Genomic DNA, 15,739 nt, shown 5'->3' with positions numbered 1-15,739 from the left:
GGCTTCAGTTCCGCGCCGGATTTGCTACCTTTGCCCCACAACAAGCAACGTCCAGCCCTTGGAGAAGCAGCTAAGAAAACAGGTTACGGCGCTGGCCCTGTACCAGATTATAGGCGGCATTTTAGGCATTCTGCTCACGCTTTGGGTTATGTTCCGGGGCGAGCTGGTGCTGACGCAGCAGGTGCTGCGCTTCTCGCTTTTTGCCGCCGCGCTGTTCATGTTCTCCATCCTGTGCGGCCGCATGCTGTTCCGCAACCCGCCGCGCGGCCTTGTGCTCTCGCTTCTCCACCAGGTGCTGCAGGTGGTTTATTTCACATTCGGGGAGTATGGGTTCCAGTACGTGGCGGGCCTGCGCATCGGCTTTGGCTTTGATATGGTCGGCTCCTGGACCTTCAAGTTCCGCGTGGCGCTCTCCTCCTTCCAGTTCGATTTTGGCAACGCCACTGGCCAGAAATTCATCGGCATCAACCTCGTCGCGCTATTCCTGATTTTCTGGATAGAGCGGCTGCTGGAACAGGGGAAGAGGTAAACGCCCCTATAGATAGTACCAGAATTCTCCGGAGCGAAAGGGGCAAGTTATATATGGCACAAGAATTTAAGCCTTGCTGCGTGGAAGCCATTGCCATATATAAATGTGCGAAAAGTTCTCTAAAATCAGAGACCCTTGTCTTGTCCAAGGCTTCCTGTTACAATTCACCCCTATAAAACTCCGCCGGCACGCCGCGAACACCGGGCTTTGCAGCGAATAGTCCGCCGCTCTCCGGGTATGCCTCCAGTTGCTCCGGGCTCAGCCCTGTCCGGGCCGTCGTGATGTAGAGCGTGTCCAGGTTCTCGCCACCAAAGGCAACAGAGGTTACCTGCAGGGCGGGCACCTCCACGCGCTGCAGTGTTTCGCCGGTGGCGGGGTGGCAGCATATCACAGCGGCGGAGCCCCACAGCGCAATCCAAAGCATCCCCTCAGTGTCGATGGCCATGCCATCCGGGGAGCCGCCCACCGCTTCCGGAACACGGATCACAATCCTCCCGTTACTGATTTCGCCGGAGGCGTCGTCGTAGTCAAAAGCCTGCACCGCCAGGGTCGGCGAATCGATGTAGTACATCGTCTTCCTGTCTGCCGACCACATCAGGCCATTGGAAATGGTGACATTGTCCGCTACCTGGTGGAAGCGCTTGTCTTTGTCCATCCGGTACAGCGCTGCGGCTCCTTCTCTGGTGTCGTAGGCCATGGTGCCTACCCAGAAGCGGCCGGAGGGGTCGGCTTTCCCGTCGTTGAAGCGAAGCAGCGGGGTATGCAGCGGTTTCGTGACAAGAGAGAGTTCGCCGGTGCCGGTATCCATGCTGTAGATGCTGTTCTGCGCGGCCATTAAAACACCTCCGCCTTCTACGGGTACTACTGTGCCGGGCTTCTCTCCTGTGGGAAGTACCTTGTCTTTGCCGGTGGCGGGGTCGTAAATGTGCAGCTCGGCCGCTTCTATATCTACCCAGTACAGTTTCTTCTCAATCGGGTGCCAGATAGCGCCCTCGCCCAAGGCGGCGCGCGCATCCAGCACCAGCTCGGCAGTCGTGTTTTGTTGTTCCATATATGATTCCTTCATAAACAGGCCAGGTGGCGGCAGATATATAGCTTCAGGTGAAAATGATGTAACGTTGCCCCGGTTCTCTACTGTTTATATATGATATAGATTTATATATGATATAGAGCCCATTGCATATTAAAAATCCTGCGTCTTAAGTCTATAAACTTACTTCTTCTTTTTCTTCGCCTTGGCTTTCGCTTTTTTGGCCTTGGAGGCTTTTATTTTCTCATCGGTTTCCTCGGCCTCCCGCAGCAGGGCTTTCCAGTCGTATGTGGCGGCGGCGCTGAAGTCGATGGTGGCCTCGTAGTCGTCCTTGTCCACCTCCAGCACCTTGATGTCTTTGGTCAGGTAAGTCTGGATCTCGTCCAGAATGGGCTTTTCCTCGGGGCTGCAGAACGACACGGCGATGCCTTTGGCGGTGCCGCGGCCGGTGCGGCCCACACGGTGTACGTAGTTCTCGGGCTGCTCCGGCAAGTCGTAGTTCACCACGTACTCCACGCTGGGGATGTCGATGCCGCGCGCGCTCACATCGGTGGCGATCAGCAGTTTCACGTCGCCTTTCTTGAACTTTTTCATGGCGTCGAGGCGGTCTTTCTGCTCTTTGTCGCCGTGGATGGTCATGCTCTGGATGCCCACGCGCTCCATCGCCTTCATCACCCGCTCGGCCCGCACCTTGGTGCGCACAAACACTAGGATTTTCTTGTCCGGATTTTCCTTCACCACGCGCTCCAGGAAGTAGCGTTTGTCGTCCATGTCCATGTACATCACCGAGTGGTCCACGTTCCTCGACACCGGGTCTTTCGGGGAGATCTGGATGCGCACCGGCTTGTTCACCAGCGAGTAGGCCAGTTCCTTGATGGTTTCGTTGATGGTGGCCGAGAAAAACAGCGTCTGGCGCTTGCGCGGGAGCTTGGTGATGAGTTGCCGGATGTCGTGGATGAAGCCCAGGTCCAGCATATGGTCGGCCTCGTCGAGCACCAGTATCTCCACGCGCTCCAGCCGGATATAGCCCTGGCTCACGAGGTCGAACAAGCGGCCCGGCGTGGCCACCAGTATGTCAATGCCCGCCTCCAGTTTCGCGATTTGCGGCCCCTGCTCCACCCCGCCATATACACAGAAGGTTTTGACGCGGGTGCCGCGGCCGATCTGCTCAAACACCTCCGTAATCTGCAGCGCCAGCTCGCGCGTCGGTACCATCACCACGCACTTGATGCCGTCCTCGCGGCGGCGGTTTTTGCCGAACTGCAGCCTGTCGAGCACCGGAATGGCGAAGGCCGCCGTCTTGCCCGTGCCGGTCTGGGCGATGGCCAGCACATCCTCCCCCTTCATGATCGGCGGAATGGCTTTGAACTGGATATCGGTCGGCTTCCGGAAGCCCAGTTTGTCCAGGCTCTTTTTTATTTCCTCGGAGATGCGGTAATCTTCGAACTTCATATTGCTGCGGTTATCGTGGCCCCTGCCTTTTCATACGGCAAAAGTGAGGCGTAAAGATAACGCTTCTTTTCGGCATCTTCTGCCTGCGCGTTCCCTGCCCCTTCGCCGCGCTCCTGCCCGAATGGGTTAGCCAGTATATATAGATAAGAGGATCCTTGTCCCATACGGCAATCTGCTTGTTCTTCCATCACCTGTTTATTCTCCCCAACCGCGAGATAGATTCCATACAGCGCCTGCACACAGCCGCCTTAGAAGAAGCTCCCGCCTATATGGACTGCAGGGGAAAAAATATAATAGTTTTGAAAACATTTCTGATAGTAAAGCTATTACACATAAAAGCGCATCATTTCATAACGCTTCTCCAGCATAAGCGCTCCTATGAACAGTAGGGGCTTAAAAACATAAAACCGGGACAACGACAGCAATGGCCACCAACATACACCTCACCCTGGATCATAACTCTTACCTGCGCGAGCCAGAGAGCACGGAACTGGGCAGAAGGATTATCTCGGAAAGCATCAGGATGATTGATGCACTGGGTTTTGAGCAATTCACTTTTAAGAAACTGGGAGCGGAAATAGGTTCTACAGAGGCCTCCGTTTACCGCTATTTCGAGAACAAGCACAAGCTGCTGGTGTATCTCGTCTCGTGGTACTGGGCCTGGGTAGACTACACGGTTACGTTCCAGACGCACAACATCGCGGACCCGCGCCAGCGCCTGCGCAGGGCGCTGTATATACTGACAAAGGCTGGGCAGGACGATGACCCGAATGTGGCCTATATAGACGAGCGCATCCTGTACCGCATTGTGGTGGCGGAGTCGTCTAAAGTGTACCACACCAAGGAGGTGGATGCCGAAAACAAAGAAGGTTACTTCCTGGAGATAAAGCGCCTCTGCCGCCGCCTGGCGCAGATGGTACTCGAAGTAAACCCGGCTTACAAATACCCGCATGCGCTCATCAGCACCGTCATGGAGGCGGCACACCAGCAAATGTACTTTGCCAGGCACCTGCCCTCGCTCACAGAGATAAAGGAGGCGCAGCATCCAGAAGAGGAGACAATGCACTTCCTGGAGCACCTGCTGTTCTCGGCCATAGATAGTACACCACAACTAAGCAAGCAGCAAACCCATGGCTAACCCCGGCAAGCAAAAGCATATAGCGCCCATGCAGCGTTTCCTGAACCTGCTCGCTATTGAGAAGCGCGAAATCATATACCTGTACGTATATGCTGTGGCGGCAGGACTCATCAGTCTGGCGCTGCCTTTGGGCATACAGAGCATCATCGGCTTTGTGTCCAGCGGGCAGATACCGGTTTCGGTGGTGGTGCTGATAGGGCTGATCGTGCTGGCCTTGCTGATCGTGGGTGGCCTGCAGGTGATGCAGCTGTGGCTGGTGGAGTACCTGCAACAGCGCATCTTTGTCAGGCACGCCTTCGACTTCGCCTACCGTATACCGCGCCTGCAGGCAGAGGCCCTGCACAAATACTACCCGCCCGAGCTGATGAACCGCTTTTTCGATGTGGTATCGCTTCAGAAAGGGCTGGCCAAGATACTGCTGGACTTCTCCACTGCTGTCATCCAAATCATTTTCGGCCTGCTCCTGCTCTCGCTTTATCATCCTTACTTTATCTTTTTAGGGATAATACTGGTGGTGGTGCTCGTCTTTATTATCTGGAGCACCGGCGAAAAAGGCGTGGAGACAAGCATAAGGGAATCGAAGTACAAGTACAAGCTGGTGGCCTGGCTGGAGGAGATGGCCCGCTCCCTGAGCACGTATAAACTGGTAGGCCACACCAACCTGCCAATGGAGCGCACCAACGGCTACGTAACCAATTATCTGAAGGTGCGGAAGGAGCATTTCAACGTCCTGATGACGCAGTACCTCAGCTTTGTGGGCTTCAAGACCTTTATCACAGGCGGGCTGCTGGTGCTGGGCTGTATCCTGGTGGTGCAGCGGGAAATCAACATCGGCCAGTTCGTAGCATCTGAAATCATCATCATCCTGATTATGACAGCAGTGGAAAAGATCATTATAAAGCTGGACACGGTGTATGATGTGCTGACAAGCCTGGACAAGATAGGCCAAGTGACAGATTTGCCTATCGAGGAAGTGAAGGGCATCAAACTGGAGGACCTTCCGCTAAAAGGCGGCTTGGGCATACAGGTACAACAACTCCGCTACCGCTACCCGCACGAAAAAAATGACGCCCTCGAAAATATCAGCTTCAACATAAAACCATCGGAGCGCGTCTGTTTGGCAGGCTGCAACAACTCCGGCAAGAGTACGCTCGTCAGCCTGTTGCTGGGCCTGTACCCCTCCTATGAAGGCAGCATCATCTACAGCGGCGTCTCGCTCCGTGACCTGCACATCGGCAACCTGCGCAGCCTGATAGGCGACAACATGTCGAAGGATCAGGTTTTTGACGGAACCCTGCTGGATAACATAACCATGGGCGGAGACCTGCCGATGCAGGACGTGCTGTGGGCGATTGACCTGGCAGGGCTCAGTGAGTTTGTGCATGCGTTGCCGGAAGGGCTGCAGTCTTACCTGGTTGGCGGGAGCCAGCGCCTGCCGGGTAGCATTGCCCGCAAAATAGTGATGGCCCGCACCTTGGTAAGGCGCCCCAAGCTGCTCATTATAGACGACTTCTGGGTAGGCATGAGCAAAAAGGAAAAGATGCACCTGATGCGCACCCTCACCAGCGAGCAGTTTGACTGGACAATGATCATCGTATCGAATGACCTGGACGTGATGGAGCTCTGCGACTGCACACTGCTGCTGCAGAACGGAAGGTTGGTGGCCTCTGGCAGCTATGAGCAGATACGCCAGCACGGGCTATTGAAGGAACTCACAGAAGTAACAGCCTAAAAAGCCATGGCAAAGACAGTAGAAGACAACAGCCAGACAGATTATATGCACCTGGAAGCGATGAAGCAGGTGCAGACACCCCGACAGGGCCGCGTGCTCACCTACTGGATTGGGGGCATTTTCCTGGTGGTGGTGCTGTGCCTCTTTTTGCCCTGGACCCAGAACATCAACTCGCAGGGTGTGCTGACAGCCCTTACGCCGCAGGACAGGCCCCAGACAGTAGAGTCCGTTATAGCAGGCCGTATTGAGCAGTGGCATCTGATGGAAGGCGCTTTTGTGAACAAAGGCGACACCATCGCCAGCCTATCCGAGATAAAAGAAAAATACATGGACCCGAACCTGCTCGTGAACATTAAAGAGCAGTTGGAGGCAAAGCAGGGGGCTGCCGTGGCAACCGGAGACAAAGCCGGGGCCATGCGGGAACAGATACAGGCGCTGCGGGAGGGCCTGGTGTTCAGCCTGCAGAAGGGCCGGAACAAGGTAGAGCAAACGCGCCTGAAGCTGCAGAGCGACAGCATGGACGTGGTGGCGCAACGCACGGAACTTCGGATTGCCGAGGAGCAGTTCGTCCGGCAGGAAAACCTGTACAACCAGGGCCTGAAGTCGCTGACGGAACTGGAGCAGCGCCGCCTGAAACTGCAGGAGGCACAGGCAAAACTTTTATCCTCGGTAAACAAGTATGACGCCTCCCGCGCAGAACTGCAGAACGCCCGGACCGAGCTGAACTCGCTGCAGGCAGCGTATGCGGATAAGATTGCGAAGGCGGAGGCAGAGCTGAATGCCACCCGCTCTTACGTACTCGGCACGCAGGCGGAGGTGGCCAAGCTACAGAGCGAGTACAACAGCACCCAGGTCAGAAGCCGGTACTACCACATCCTGGCGCCCCAGGCCGGGTACCTGGTCAGGACACTGAAAGCGGGTATCGGCGAGACGGTGAAAGAGGGCGAGGCGCTGGCAACCATTATGCCGCATAACCCACAGCTGGCAGCGGAGCTGTATGTGGATGCACTGGACCTCCCGCTGATAAAACTGGGTGATGACATGCGGCTGCAGTTTGAGGGGTGGCCCGCCTTGGTGTTCTCCGGTTGGCCCGGTGCCAGCTTCGGTACTTTCGGCGGCGAAGTGGCGGTGATAGACAACACGGGCACCAACGGCAAGTACCGCCTGCTGGTGGTGCCTGACCCGAAGCAGGAGGATTGGCCTGCCGCCCTGCGTGTCGGCTCCGGCGTGCAGGGCTGGGCAATGCTGAACACAGTGCCTATCTGGTACGAGCTCTGGCGGCTGCTGAACAACTTCCCGGCAGATTACACAGGTGCCACGGAAACAGAGGCTAAAGACAGCAAAGCACAGGCGAGCTATGAAGAATAACCATATACTTCTGTTGCTGGCGCTTGTGCTGCTTGTGTCCGGGACGCCTGCCGCCTGGGCACAGGCTCCGGTTGCTGCCCAGCCACAGGCAAAGGACTCGGCTCAGGCCCTTACGCTCCGCGACTTTCACCGCCTCATCCTGCAGCACCACCCGGTTGCCTCGCAGGCGGCCTTGCTCACAGAGCAGGCACGGCAGGAGCTGCGGATGGCGCGCGGCTCCTTTGATCCTGTTATCAGCAGTAAAGTTTACCGCAAAGAATACAACGGCAAGGAGTACTATAGCCTTTGGAGCAACACCCTGCGCATCCCCACCTGGTTTGGGCCGGAGCTGGTAGCCGGATACGAACAGACGCAGGGGCAGTACCTGAACCCGGAGAGCGGCACGCCTGATGAAGGCCTGAGCTATGCCGGCATCTCTGTGCCACTGGGCCAGGGACTGTTCATAGACGAGCGGCGCGCTATTCTCAAGCAGGCAAACCTGATGCAGGGCATTGCAGAGGCAGAGCGGATAAAGCTCATCAACAAGCTGCTGCTGCAGTCTACCAAAGACTACTGGGACTGGCTGCTGTACTTCCGGGAAGTGCAGTTGTACCAGGAGGCGCTGGAACTGGCGTCGTTCCGGCTTCAGGGAGTGCGCATACGCGTGCAGGAAGGAGACCTCGCCGCCATCGATACCGTGGAGGCCCTCGTGGCGGTACAGGAGCGGATGGTCATGCTGCAACAGGCCCAGCTGGCGTACAACAACTCCAGGCTGACGGTGGCCACGCACCTTTGGGGGCCGGACCAGGTACCGTTGGAGTTGCAGGAAACAACAGTACCAGCCTTGCTTGGCAGCGAACTCACCGCATTGCCACAGGACTCGGTGCAGCAGCTGCTGGCGATTGCCAGGGCAAACCACCCCGAGCTGCGCAAACTCATCCTGAAGGGGCGGCAACTGGAGGTAGAGCAGCGCTTTGCCGCAAATAAACTGCTGCCCAAGCTAAACGCAGAGTATAACGTGCTGCAAAGCGATTTTTACCTGAACCCTGATGTGCTGGAGCGCCAGCATCTGGGTGCGAACTACAAGTTGGGGGTGAGCTTTAGTATGCCCTTGTTTCTGCGGGAGGAGCGGGGAAAGCTGCAGCTCACCAAAGCCAAGCAGCAGGCAAACAGCCTGGAGCTGACGCAAACTGCCCGCGAAGTTGAAAACAGCCTTCTGGCTGCCTTCAACGAGTGGCTGGCACTGGAGGAACAGATAAGGCTGCAGGAGCAAATGGTAGAGAATGCCGAAACGCTCCGCAACGGGGAAGTTGTCCGCTTCGAGAACGGCGAAAGCTCCCTGTTTCTGGTGAACGCCCGCGAAGTAAAGCTCATGGAATCTCAGCTGAAGCTATATGCCCTCCGGGCAAAGTACGCCAAAGCCAAAACGATGCTCTATTGGTCAGCAGGCGAAATTCCAGTGGAGTGAATAGGTTGATGACGCTTTTAGCACAGACGTTCTAAGCACCGTTGCTGCGGACAGTATCCCGCCATAAACTGTCAGGAAAACCCACATTGAAGAGAACAAAGTCTGACTTGCCTATTCCCTTCTATCACTGTCAACTGGTTCAGGCGCATTGCATTTTACCTGTCTGCAGATTCCCCTCCGGAGGGTCAGGTTCTGTAGAACGCCTTTGCGCGCAGTATCCGTTGCGAATGCTTTTTATATATAACCCAAGAAGGCGCGGGAAATTTGCTGTCCACGCTTCGCAGCACAAATTCTGCATCGCTGGAAGGGGTTATATATAAACCAACTGACGGAACAGTAGCTCTGTATATTTCCCAGGCACGAGGATATATGGCACTTTCAAAGCACCAACAGTGTTGTGTTTGCTGCCATTTAAAATAATACACCCGTGCTGAAAAACTTCCTTACCTATACAATTTTGCTGAGCTCCCTCTTTCTGCACACCGGCTGCGAGAAAGAGGTGGTTTCGGCTGCCGCCGAAACGGCGGCAGCCGCACCTGAGAAAGACTATACCGACTACTATGTATCGTCGGAGTTGCTGGTGAGCGTGCCGCAGCAGATGCTGCAGTCCATCGCCACTTCGGAGGGCTATGCCGCTTACGCCGATCAGATCGAGTATGGCGTGTCGGTCTACAAAGTCATCTATAATACCACGTACCAGGGCAGGGGGATTAGGGCCTCCGGGCTGATATGTGTGCCGCAGCACATGGCCACGCCCGCTCCCATCCTGAGTGCGCAGCATGGCACCATCTTCCGGAAATCAGAAGCCCCGACGAACTTTACCGACCTCTCCGGGTTCGAGCTTTTTGCCGCCGCCGGTTATGTCACGCTTATCCCCGACTATATAGGTTTTGGGGAGTCGGAGGATATTTTCCATCCGTATTACGACCAGAAGCACTCTGCGCTGGCGGTGGTAGATATGATAAAGGCCGCCAAAGCCTTTGCCGGGGAGCAGCAGGTGCCTGTGAATGAACAGCTGTTCCTGATGGGCTATTCTGAGGGAGGCTACGTGACACTGGCAGCCCAGCAGGAGATTGAGACAAACCCGGCGCACGGCCTGAGGGTAACGGCCTCGGCCGCAGGCGCAGGCGGCTACGATTTAACAGCGATGCTGGCGGGTGTGGCCTCCGGGCAGGAATATTCGTACCCGTCCTACCTGGCTTACGTGCTGCAGTCCTATATCCACACCAACAACTGGAACCGGCCGCTCTCAGCGTTTTTCCAGGAGCCCTACGCCAGCAAGCTGCCATTGCTCTTTAACGGGGAGAACGGTGGCAGCGCCATCAACCGCAGCCTGACGACAAAGCCGGAGAAGCTTTTTGCCCCTGCCTTTTTCCATGGTCTCAGAGACGCAGGCAAGGAGACGACGCTGAAGCAGGCACTACAGGCCAACAGTTTCCTGGATTGGGTGCCGCAGAGCCCGACGCGCCTTTACCACGGCACGGCAGATGACATCGTGCCTTTCGAAAACTCCCGCATCACCTATGACCGTTTTATAGCGCAGGGCGCCGAACAAACCGAGCTCATCCCGATAGAGGGCGGCACCCACGGCAGCTCGTTCGTGCCGATGCTGCAAACGCTGATTCCGTGGATACAGTCGTTTGGTGAGTAAAACTGATAGCTTATCCAACCACCCCTGCCCCTCCTTATCCAAGGAGGGGAGTTTTACCTACTCCTTCTACTTTCCTGCTTATTGCATGCGGATGGCTATATATAATGAGTTTGTTGCACCTGTAGTATCTCCAACTATAGTCGTTGCAGCTTTAAACTATATTATCAGACTCCCCTCCTTGTACAAGGAGGGGCAGGGGTAGTTGAAACCGGCATTGCAGGCAGCTGTATAACGAAGCCACTTATCAGAGCCTCCCGCCCACGACCACCTTCTCCTTGTACTCCCGCTTCTGCCCGTTCAGGTCGAAAAGCTCGATGTAGAACAGGTAATAGCCGATAGCTGCTTTGGCACCGTCCTCCCGCAGGCCGTCCCATTGGAAAAAGCCGTTGGCAGCCAACAATTCGTTGCGGGCAAGCCTGCGGATTTCGCGGCCCTGGGCGTCGAAGACGGTGATGTTGGCCACAAAGCCGGTTTGTGCTGTGCTGTAGTTGATGGTGGTGAAGTCTTCGTGGCCGTCGCCGTCAGGGGAGAAAACGGGCGGCTCCACCTGAAACGACTGCCGCGCCGCCACTTCCGCCTGCGCCTGGGAATTGCGGTAGCCGGGCGTGGCTAAGCCCACGGTGCTGGCCGCCGAATGGAAATTGCTTGCCTGCGACGGTCCCTCCAGCCGCACCCGCTCCAGCGACACGCCTTTCACGTCATCTATCAGCTCAAAATGCATTTCCTCATCATAGCTGAAGCGGTCAGCCACCTGTCCATCCGGCTGCAACACCACCACTGTCCCCGCCTCGTTGGGATAAGACGGTAGGGCGCTCATCCGCAGAAAAGCCTTTTCCGGGGCGGCGGGATAGTTTGTCCGGATGTTCTCCGGATTAGTCGTGAGCACCACATATTGCCCCGGTTCCAGTATATAATGATCGGCGGTGATGGTGCGGTGGCCCGTAACGCTGTCGTTGCGGGAGTTGGCCAGTTGCCAGTTCCGGAGGTCGATGTACTTTCCGCTCCGGTTCACCAGTTCCACAAAATCAACCCCGTTGGGCCTCGGGTTGAACAGGATTTCATTGAGCACCACATCCCCCGGTTCCGGCGCAGAGGGCAAGGCAAACGCAGCCTGCTGCGGAGCACTGAGGTTGCCGGAGCAATCGGTGAGGCCGCTGGCGTTCAGGGTATATAGCTGCCGCTCCTGCAAGGTTTCGGATAGCTGCAACATCACTTCCATAAACAGCGGCCCGACCACCTCTACCTGGGTGATAGCCATATATGGGCTGAGGCTGTAGTTGCCTATATCAGTGGCCTGCGTGCTGTCGAGCCGCTCGCTGAAGCGCAGCAGTACTTGTGTGGGCGTAACAGCTGTTACACTGCTGACCACCGGGGGCGTGCTGTCGGGATTAGCGGTGGCAACGGAGTTGGGTTGTGCGGGGGTGCCGCCGCGCGGATCGGCGGAGGCTGTCCAGTTGCTGCTGCCAGCGCAGGGGTTGGTAACGTCTATCATCTCCAGGCTCCAGCCGCCTTCCTGCTTTGCGACATCTTTGTACCAGGCATCGCTGTAGCTCAGGGCATATATAAGGCTGCCGTCGGGCCGGCGCAGCTGCAAGACCTCCGCGCCGTTGTTCAACTCCGGAAAGTTGCTGACGCCAATCACGTTGCCATATATACTGAAGCGCTCTACCTGCGCGCTGGGCACCAGCACGGCATACGCTTTGGGCTGCAGCTGTACATCCGGGAAAGTGGCCGTGGAGGTGGCGTCGGAGAGGCGGATGCCCTGGAGCGAAAGCGGCTGGTCGGTGGGGTTGTATAGCTCGATGTATTCCTGCGGCGGCAGCCCCAGGGCAGGGGCTTCGTCGGCCATTATTTCGGTGATGAGCAGTTGGTTGTAGTCGGGCAGGATGGCGGGCAGCACAAAATCAAACGGCACTTCAACAGGAGCCGTCAGCACATTGCCATATAGGTCGGACAAACCCGCGATGCTCAAGGTATTTGTGCCGCCACTGAAATCCCGGCTGAAAACCAGCCGCACCGTGTTTGCCTCCGTTAGCTCCGCAATGATGGGTTTCTGGCTGCCGTTCAGGGTATAATTCGCCTCGTCCCCGGCCTGTGCCGGTTGCAGCGGCTCATTGAATCGGAGTGTCAGTTCCTGCGGGCTGATAACTTGCCGTTCGTCCGGCACGGGAGGCTGCGCGTCGGTGATGGTGAAATCGTCGAAGGAAAATTTCTGGCTGTTGGCGGAGGAGTAGTGTAGCAGCACGCCAAAGTATTCGGAGCGCTTATATATGGAATCCGTGGTGGTGCCCTGGCTGACGTAGTTTTGCCCGGTGCCGGAAAGGTCGATGTCCAGTTGCCATATATCCGCTACGCTCCGGCTGACGCGCACCCGCACTACATTACCGGTACTGCTGCCGAGGGTTTTGTCTTCGCCGTTGATGATATATACCGGGCTCTTGCCTCCATCTTTCCGGAAAAGGCTGACCTCATCCGGTGTGCCGCCGAGGCGCACGAAATAACCGCTGGTGTTGCTGCTGCCCAAATCCGCCGCATCGGAGAGGAGGTAAATATCAGCGTAGTTGCCGGAAGAAGTAGCCAGTTTCAGTTCGGCCCAGAACTCCCACACCGTACCCGTCACCGCCTGTGATGAGGTAACCAGTTGTACAGTGGTTCCTGTTACAGCCGGGCCGTTGCTTTGCAATTGGCTTTGCCCGTTGATGATGAAGCTGCTTATATCGCCTGACCAGGCGGGACTTTGGGTGAAATCGCCGTCAGAGAAGCTTTCGCGCAGTTGTGCCTGCGCGAAAAGTGGAAGAAGCAGTAATAGAACAAGTAAGGGATATCGCATAGGCCACTGCATTGTGTCAGCTTTAGCTGCCTGAGGAGTTGATGAAGCGGCAGATTTATTTTGCTGCTGCCACCTTGTCCCGCCGCTCCTTTACCTCGCGCCATGTGGTTAGGATGATGCCTTCCCGGCGGATGGTTTCCCGCAGCGCGGGGTCCAGCATCGCCAGCAGGTCGCCCTGCCGGGTAGCGCCGGAGTCTGAAATCTTCCCGAAAACTTCCGAGGGGTCTGTGCAGTGCATGATGACCATCGTCAGCCCCGGCTTCATGTTCCGCAGCGCGTCTATATACTTCTCCGTCTTCATCTGCCGCAGGTTTTCGGGGGTGGCGGGCGTTCCGGCGGGCAGCTTCCAGCCGTAGGAAGTGTTGTGCAGATCGTCGAGCACCGGCAATCCGGCATTCCATATCTGCTGGCCCACGGGCTGCGTCTGGGCCAGGATGGGCGGAGTTGGCACGGCCTGCCCTTCCATATATTTTCCTTCGCGTATCAGTTGGGCCTTGTGTTCTTCCTTGTATTGCTCCGCCAGGAAGCTGTTGTGCCCTCCCGGAAACATGACCGGTATTTTTTCTTCCACCCCCACTTTTATATAGCGCTCCATAAATTCCGGCGTGGCGAAAAGTGTGCCCATGTGCGAGTCGAGGTGCGTCGGCTCAAAGCCCATTGCGCGTGCCCGCTCCAGTTGCGCCCGAATCTCCTTTTCCACTTCATCAGCCGAGGCGCTTTCCACCACCTGCCCCACCGACGGCCACAAAGCCCCCTCCAGGTCCACCAGGCCCGGGGCGGCAGGCTTCCCGACCAGCGGCCCCCAGCGGTAGTCGCGCCACTCAGAGGTGAGCGTCAGGTGCAAACCGGCGTCTACGGAAGGGTGCTCCTTCAGGTAGCGCACGAAGCCCGGCACCCAGGGGCAGGGCATCATCACACTGACAGAGTTCGCCACGCCCTCTTCCAGCGCGCGAATGGTGCCGAGGTTGGAGTCATAAGACATGCCCGCATCGTCGATGTGCAGAATCACGACCCGGTCGCCTTTTTTCCAGCCCAGCTTTTCGGCATACGTCTGCCCTGGCGGCACTGCCGTCGGGGTTTTTGGCTTTACGCGTTGGGCAAAAGTGCCGGCAGTCGCCAGCAGGAAGATGCCAAGCAGGAGCAGCAGTGGAAATTTCTCCATAGTGCCATATTTATATATAGGTAAACCTGTGCAGTAATAGCCTGTTAACTTCAAAATGCAAAATTTAGTTGTTAAAATTATTGAGTGCTTAGTGTTCGCTGCAGCCAGCAGGAGGGCGATATTATAGATTTTGCAGGCAATGTTCGTTTCTATTGCATTCTTCTGAACAAAACTTCGTTACTTTGCGGATATTTCGCATTCTTCAGGCTGCTTCACAGCAACTTGCAGGGTGGCTGCACGCATTGCTTCCGGAACTTACGAAGCAGGAGAACGCTTGATACGGTAGCGGGCTGCGTGCGGGCATATAGCTGCCGAGACGATGCGCTATATAAGCCAGCGGCCGTTTCGGCGGTTTGAGAATCGGCACACTAATTATTTATCTATATACCTAAAAACAATGAAAGTAGCAGTTGTAGGCGCCACAGGATTGGTTGGCGGCGAAATTTTGAAAGTGCTGGAAGAACGTAATTTTCCGGTGGATGAGCTGTTGTTGGTTGCTTCAGAGAAGTCTGTTGGGAAACAGATGGAGTTTAAGGGTAAACAGATAAAGGTTATCGGGATGCAGGACGCGATTGCGGCCGCCCCGCAGATTGCGATTTTCTCAGCGGGCGGCGGCACCTCCACGGAGTGGGCCCCTAAGTTTGCCGCGGCAGGCATCACGGTGGTAGACAACTCCTCGGCCTGGCGCATGGACCCATCCAAGAAGCTGGTGGTGCCCGAGATCAACGCTGACGAGCTGACGCCGGAAGACAAGATCATCGCAAACCCGAACTGCTCGACCATCCAGATGGTGGTGGCGCTGAACAAGCTGCACGAGGAACTGCAGGCGAAGCGCATCGTGGTGAGCACCTACCAGTCGGTGACGGGCACGGGCAAAAAAGCCGTGGACCAACTCATGAACGAGCGCAACGGCAAAGACGGAGAGAAGGCTTACCCTTACACGATAGACCTGAACGTGCTGCCGCACATCGACGTGTTCCAGGACAACGGCTATACCAAGGAGGAGATGAAAATGATCCTCGAGACAAAGAAGATCATGGGCGACGACTCGATTCGCGTAACGGCCACGGCAGTGCGCATCCCGGTGATGGGTGGCCACTCGGAGTCGGTGAACGTGGAGTTTGAAAAAGATTTTTCTTTGGACGATATCTACCGCATCCTGAACGAGACAGAGGGGGTGAAAGTGGTGGACGACGTGAAGAACCTGCAGTACCCGATGCCGAAGGACGCACACGGCAAAGACGAGGTGCTGGTAGGCCGCGTGCGCCTCGACGAAACACAGCCCCGCACCGTGAACATGTGGATTGTGGCCGACAACCTGCGCAAGGGCGCGGCCACCAACGCCGTCCAGATTGCGGAGTACCTGATGAAGCACGAGCTGGTGTAGGTTTCCTGCCTTT

The 15,739-nt window shown here is 56.5% G+C and carries 12 protein-coding genes; 7 read left to right on the top strand and 5 right to left on the bottom strand.

Features of this window, described 5'->3' with window-relative positions:
* The first annotated feature begins 58 nt into the window (after positions 1 to 58).
* The gene (locus GSQ62_RS10605; protein ID WP_161889477.1) at positions 59 to 529 is read left to right on the top strand and encodes a hypothetical protein; all 471 of its coding nucleotides are present in this window, start codon (positions 59 to 61) and stop codon (positions 527 to 529) included.
* A 157-nt stretch (positions 530 to 686) separates the two neighbouring features.
* Here GSQ62_RS10605 and GSQ62_RS10600 read toward each other — a convergent pair whose 3' ends face one another.
* The 3 genes from GSQ62_RS10600 to GSQ62_RS10590 form a co-directional block, all read right to left on the bottom strand.
* Positions 687 to 1,580: an SMP-30/gluconolactonase/LRE family protein gene (locus GSQ62_RS10600; RefSeq protein WP_237586585.1), complete on the bottom strand. Its 894-nt coding sequence runs from the start codon at positions 1,578 to 1,580 to the stop codon at positions 687 to 689.
* 162 nt (positions 1,581 to 1,742) lie between these two features.
* Positions 1,743 to 3,011 carry a DEAD/DEAH box helicase gene (locus tag GSQ62_RS10595; protein ID WP_161889475.1) on the bottom strand — a complete coding sequence of 423 codons (1,269 nt, stop codon included), beginning with the start codon at positions 3,009 to 3,011 and terminating at the stop codon, positions 1,743 to 1,745.
* Positions 3,008 to 3,199 (bottom strand): hypothetical protein, encoded by a 192-nt coding sequence (locus tag GSQ62_RS10590; protein ID WP_161889474.1) that lies wholly within the window; start codon positions 3,197 to 3,199, stop codon positions 3,008 to 3,010. The genes GSQ62_RS10595 and GSQ62_RS10590 overlap by 4 nt, the downstream gene beginning before the upstream one ends.
* Positions 3,200 to 3,435: 236 nt before the next feature.
* Between GSQ62_RS10590 and GSQ62_RS10585 the strand changes: the two genes are divergently transcribed.
* From GSQ62_RS10585 to GSQ62_RS10565, 5 genes are all read left to right on the top strand, one after another.
* Positions 3,436 to 4,149: a TetR/AcrR family transcriptional regulator gene (locus GSQ62_RS10585; protein ID WP_161889473.1), complete on the top strand. Its 714-nt coding sequence runs from the start codon at positions 3,436 to 3,438 to the stop codon at positions 4,147 to 4,149.
* On the top strand, positions 4,142 to 5,881 hold the full coding sequence (locus GSQ62_RS10580) for a peptidase domain-containing ABC transporter (RefSeq protein WP_237586584.1): 1,740 nt from the start codon (positions 4,142 to 4,144) through the stop codon (positions 5,879 to 5,881). Before GSQ62_RS10585 ends, GSQ62_RS10580 begins: the two co-directional genes overlap by 8 nt.
* 6 nt (positions 5,882 to 5,887) lie before the next feature.
* A complete protein-coding gene (locus GSQ62_RS10575) occupies positions 5,888 to 7,249 on the top strand; it encodes an HlyD family secretion protein (protein WP_161889472.1) in 1,362 nt (453 codons plus the stop codon).
* Positions 7,239 to 8,696 carry a TolC family protein gene (locus GSQ62_RS10570; RefSeq protein WP_161889471.1) on the top strand — a complete coding sequence of 486 codons (1,458 nt, stop codon included), beginning with the start codon at positions 7,239 to 7,241 and terminating at the stop codon, positions 8,694 to 8,696. The genes GSQ62_RS10575 and GSQ62_RS10570 overlap by 11 nt, the downstream gene beginning before the upstream one ends.
* A 427-nt stretch (positions 8,697 to 9,123) precedes the next feature.
* Positions 9,124 to 10,347, top strand: a complete 1,224-nt coding sequence (locus GSQ62_RS10565) for an alpha/beta hydrolase family protein (RefSeq protein WP_161889470.1) — start codon at positions 9,124 to 9,126, stop codon at positions 10,345 to 10,347.
* A 244-nt stretch (positions 10,348 to 10,591) separates the two neighbouring features.
* Here GSQ62_RS10565 and GSQ62_RS10560 read toward each other — a convergent pair whose 3' ends face one another.
* The gene (locus tag GSQ62_RS10560) at positions 10,592 to 13,177 is read right to left on the bottom strand and encodes a lamin tail domain-containing protein (RefSeq protein ID WP_237586583.1); all 2,586 of its coding nucleotides are present in this window, start codon (positions 13,175 to 13,177) and stop codon (positions 10,592 to 10,594) included.
* A gap of 55 nt (positions 13,178 to 13,232) precedes the next feature.
* Positions 13,233 to 14,339, bottom strand: a complete 1,107-nt coding sequence (locus tag GSQ62_RS10555; protein ID WP_161889468.1) for a polysaccharide deacetylase family protein — start codon at positions 14,337 to 14,339, stop codon at positions 13,233 to 13,235.
* 397 nt (positions 14,340 to 14,736) lie between these two features.
* Between GSQ62_RS10555 and GSQ62_RS10550 the strand changes: the two genes are divergently transcribed.
* Complete coding sequence (locus GSQ62_RS10550) at positions 14,737 to 15,726, top strand: aspartate-semialdehyde dehydrogenase (protein WP_161889467.1); 990 nt, start codon at positions 14,737 to 14,739, stop codon at positions 15,724 to 15,726.
* The last annotated feature ends 13 nt before the right edge of the window (positions 15,727 to 15,739 follow it).

It is taken from the genome of Pontibacter russatus (assembly GCF_009931655.1).
Taxonomy (GTDB): Bacteria; Bacteroidota; Bacteroidia; order Cytophagales; family Hymenobacteraceae; genus Pontibacter; species Pontibacter russatus.
The sequence above is the reverse complement of the archived record's forward strand: the minus strand, read 5'-3'. Positions and strand labels throughout refer to the sequence as shown.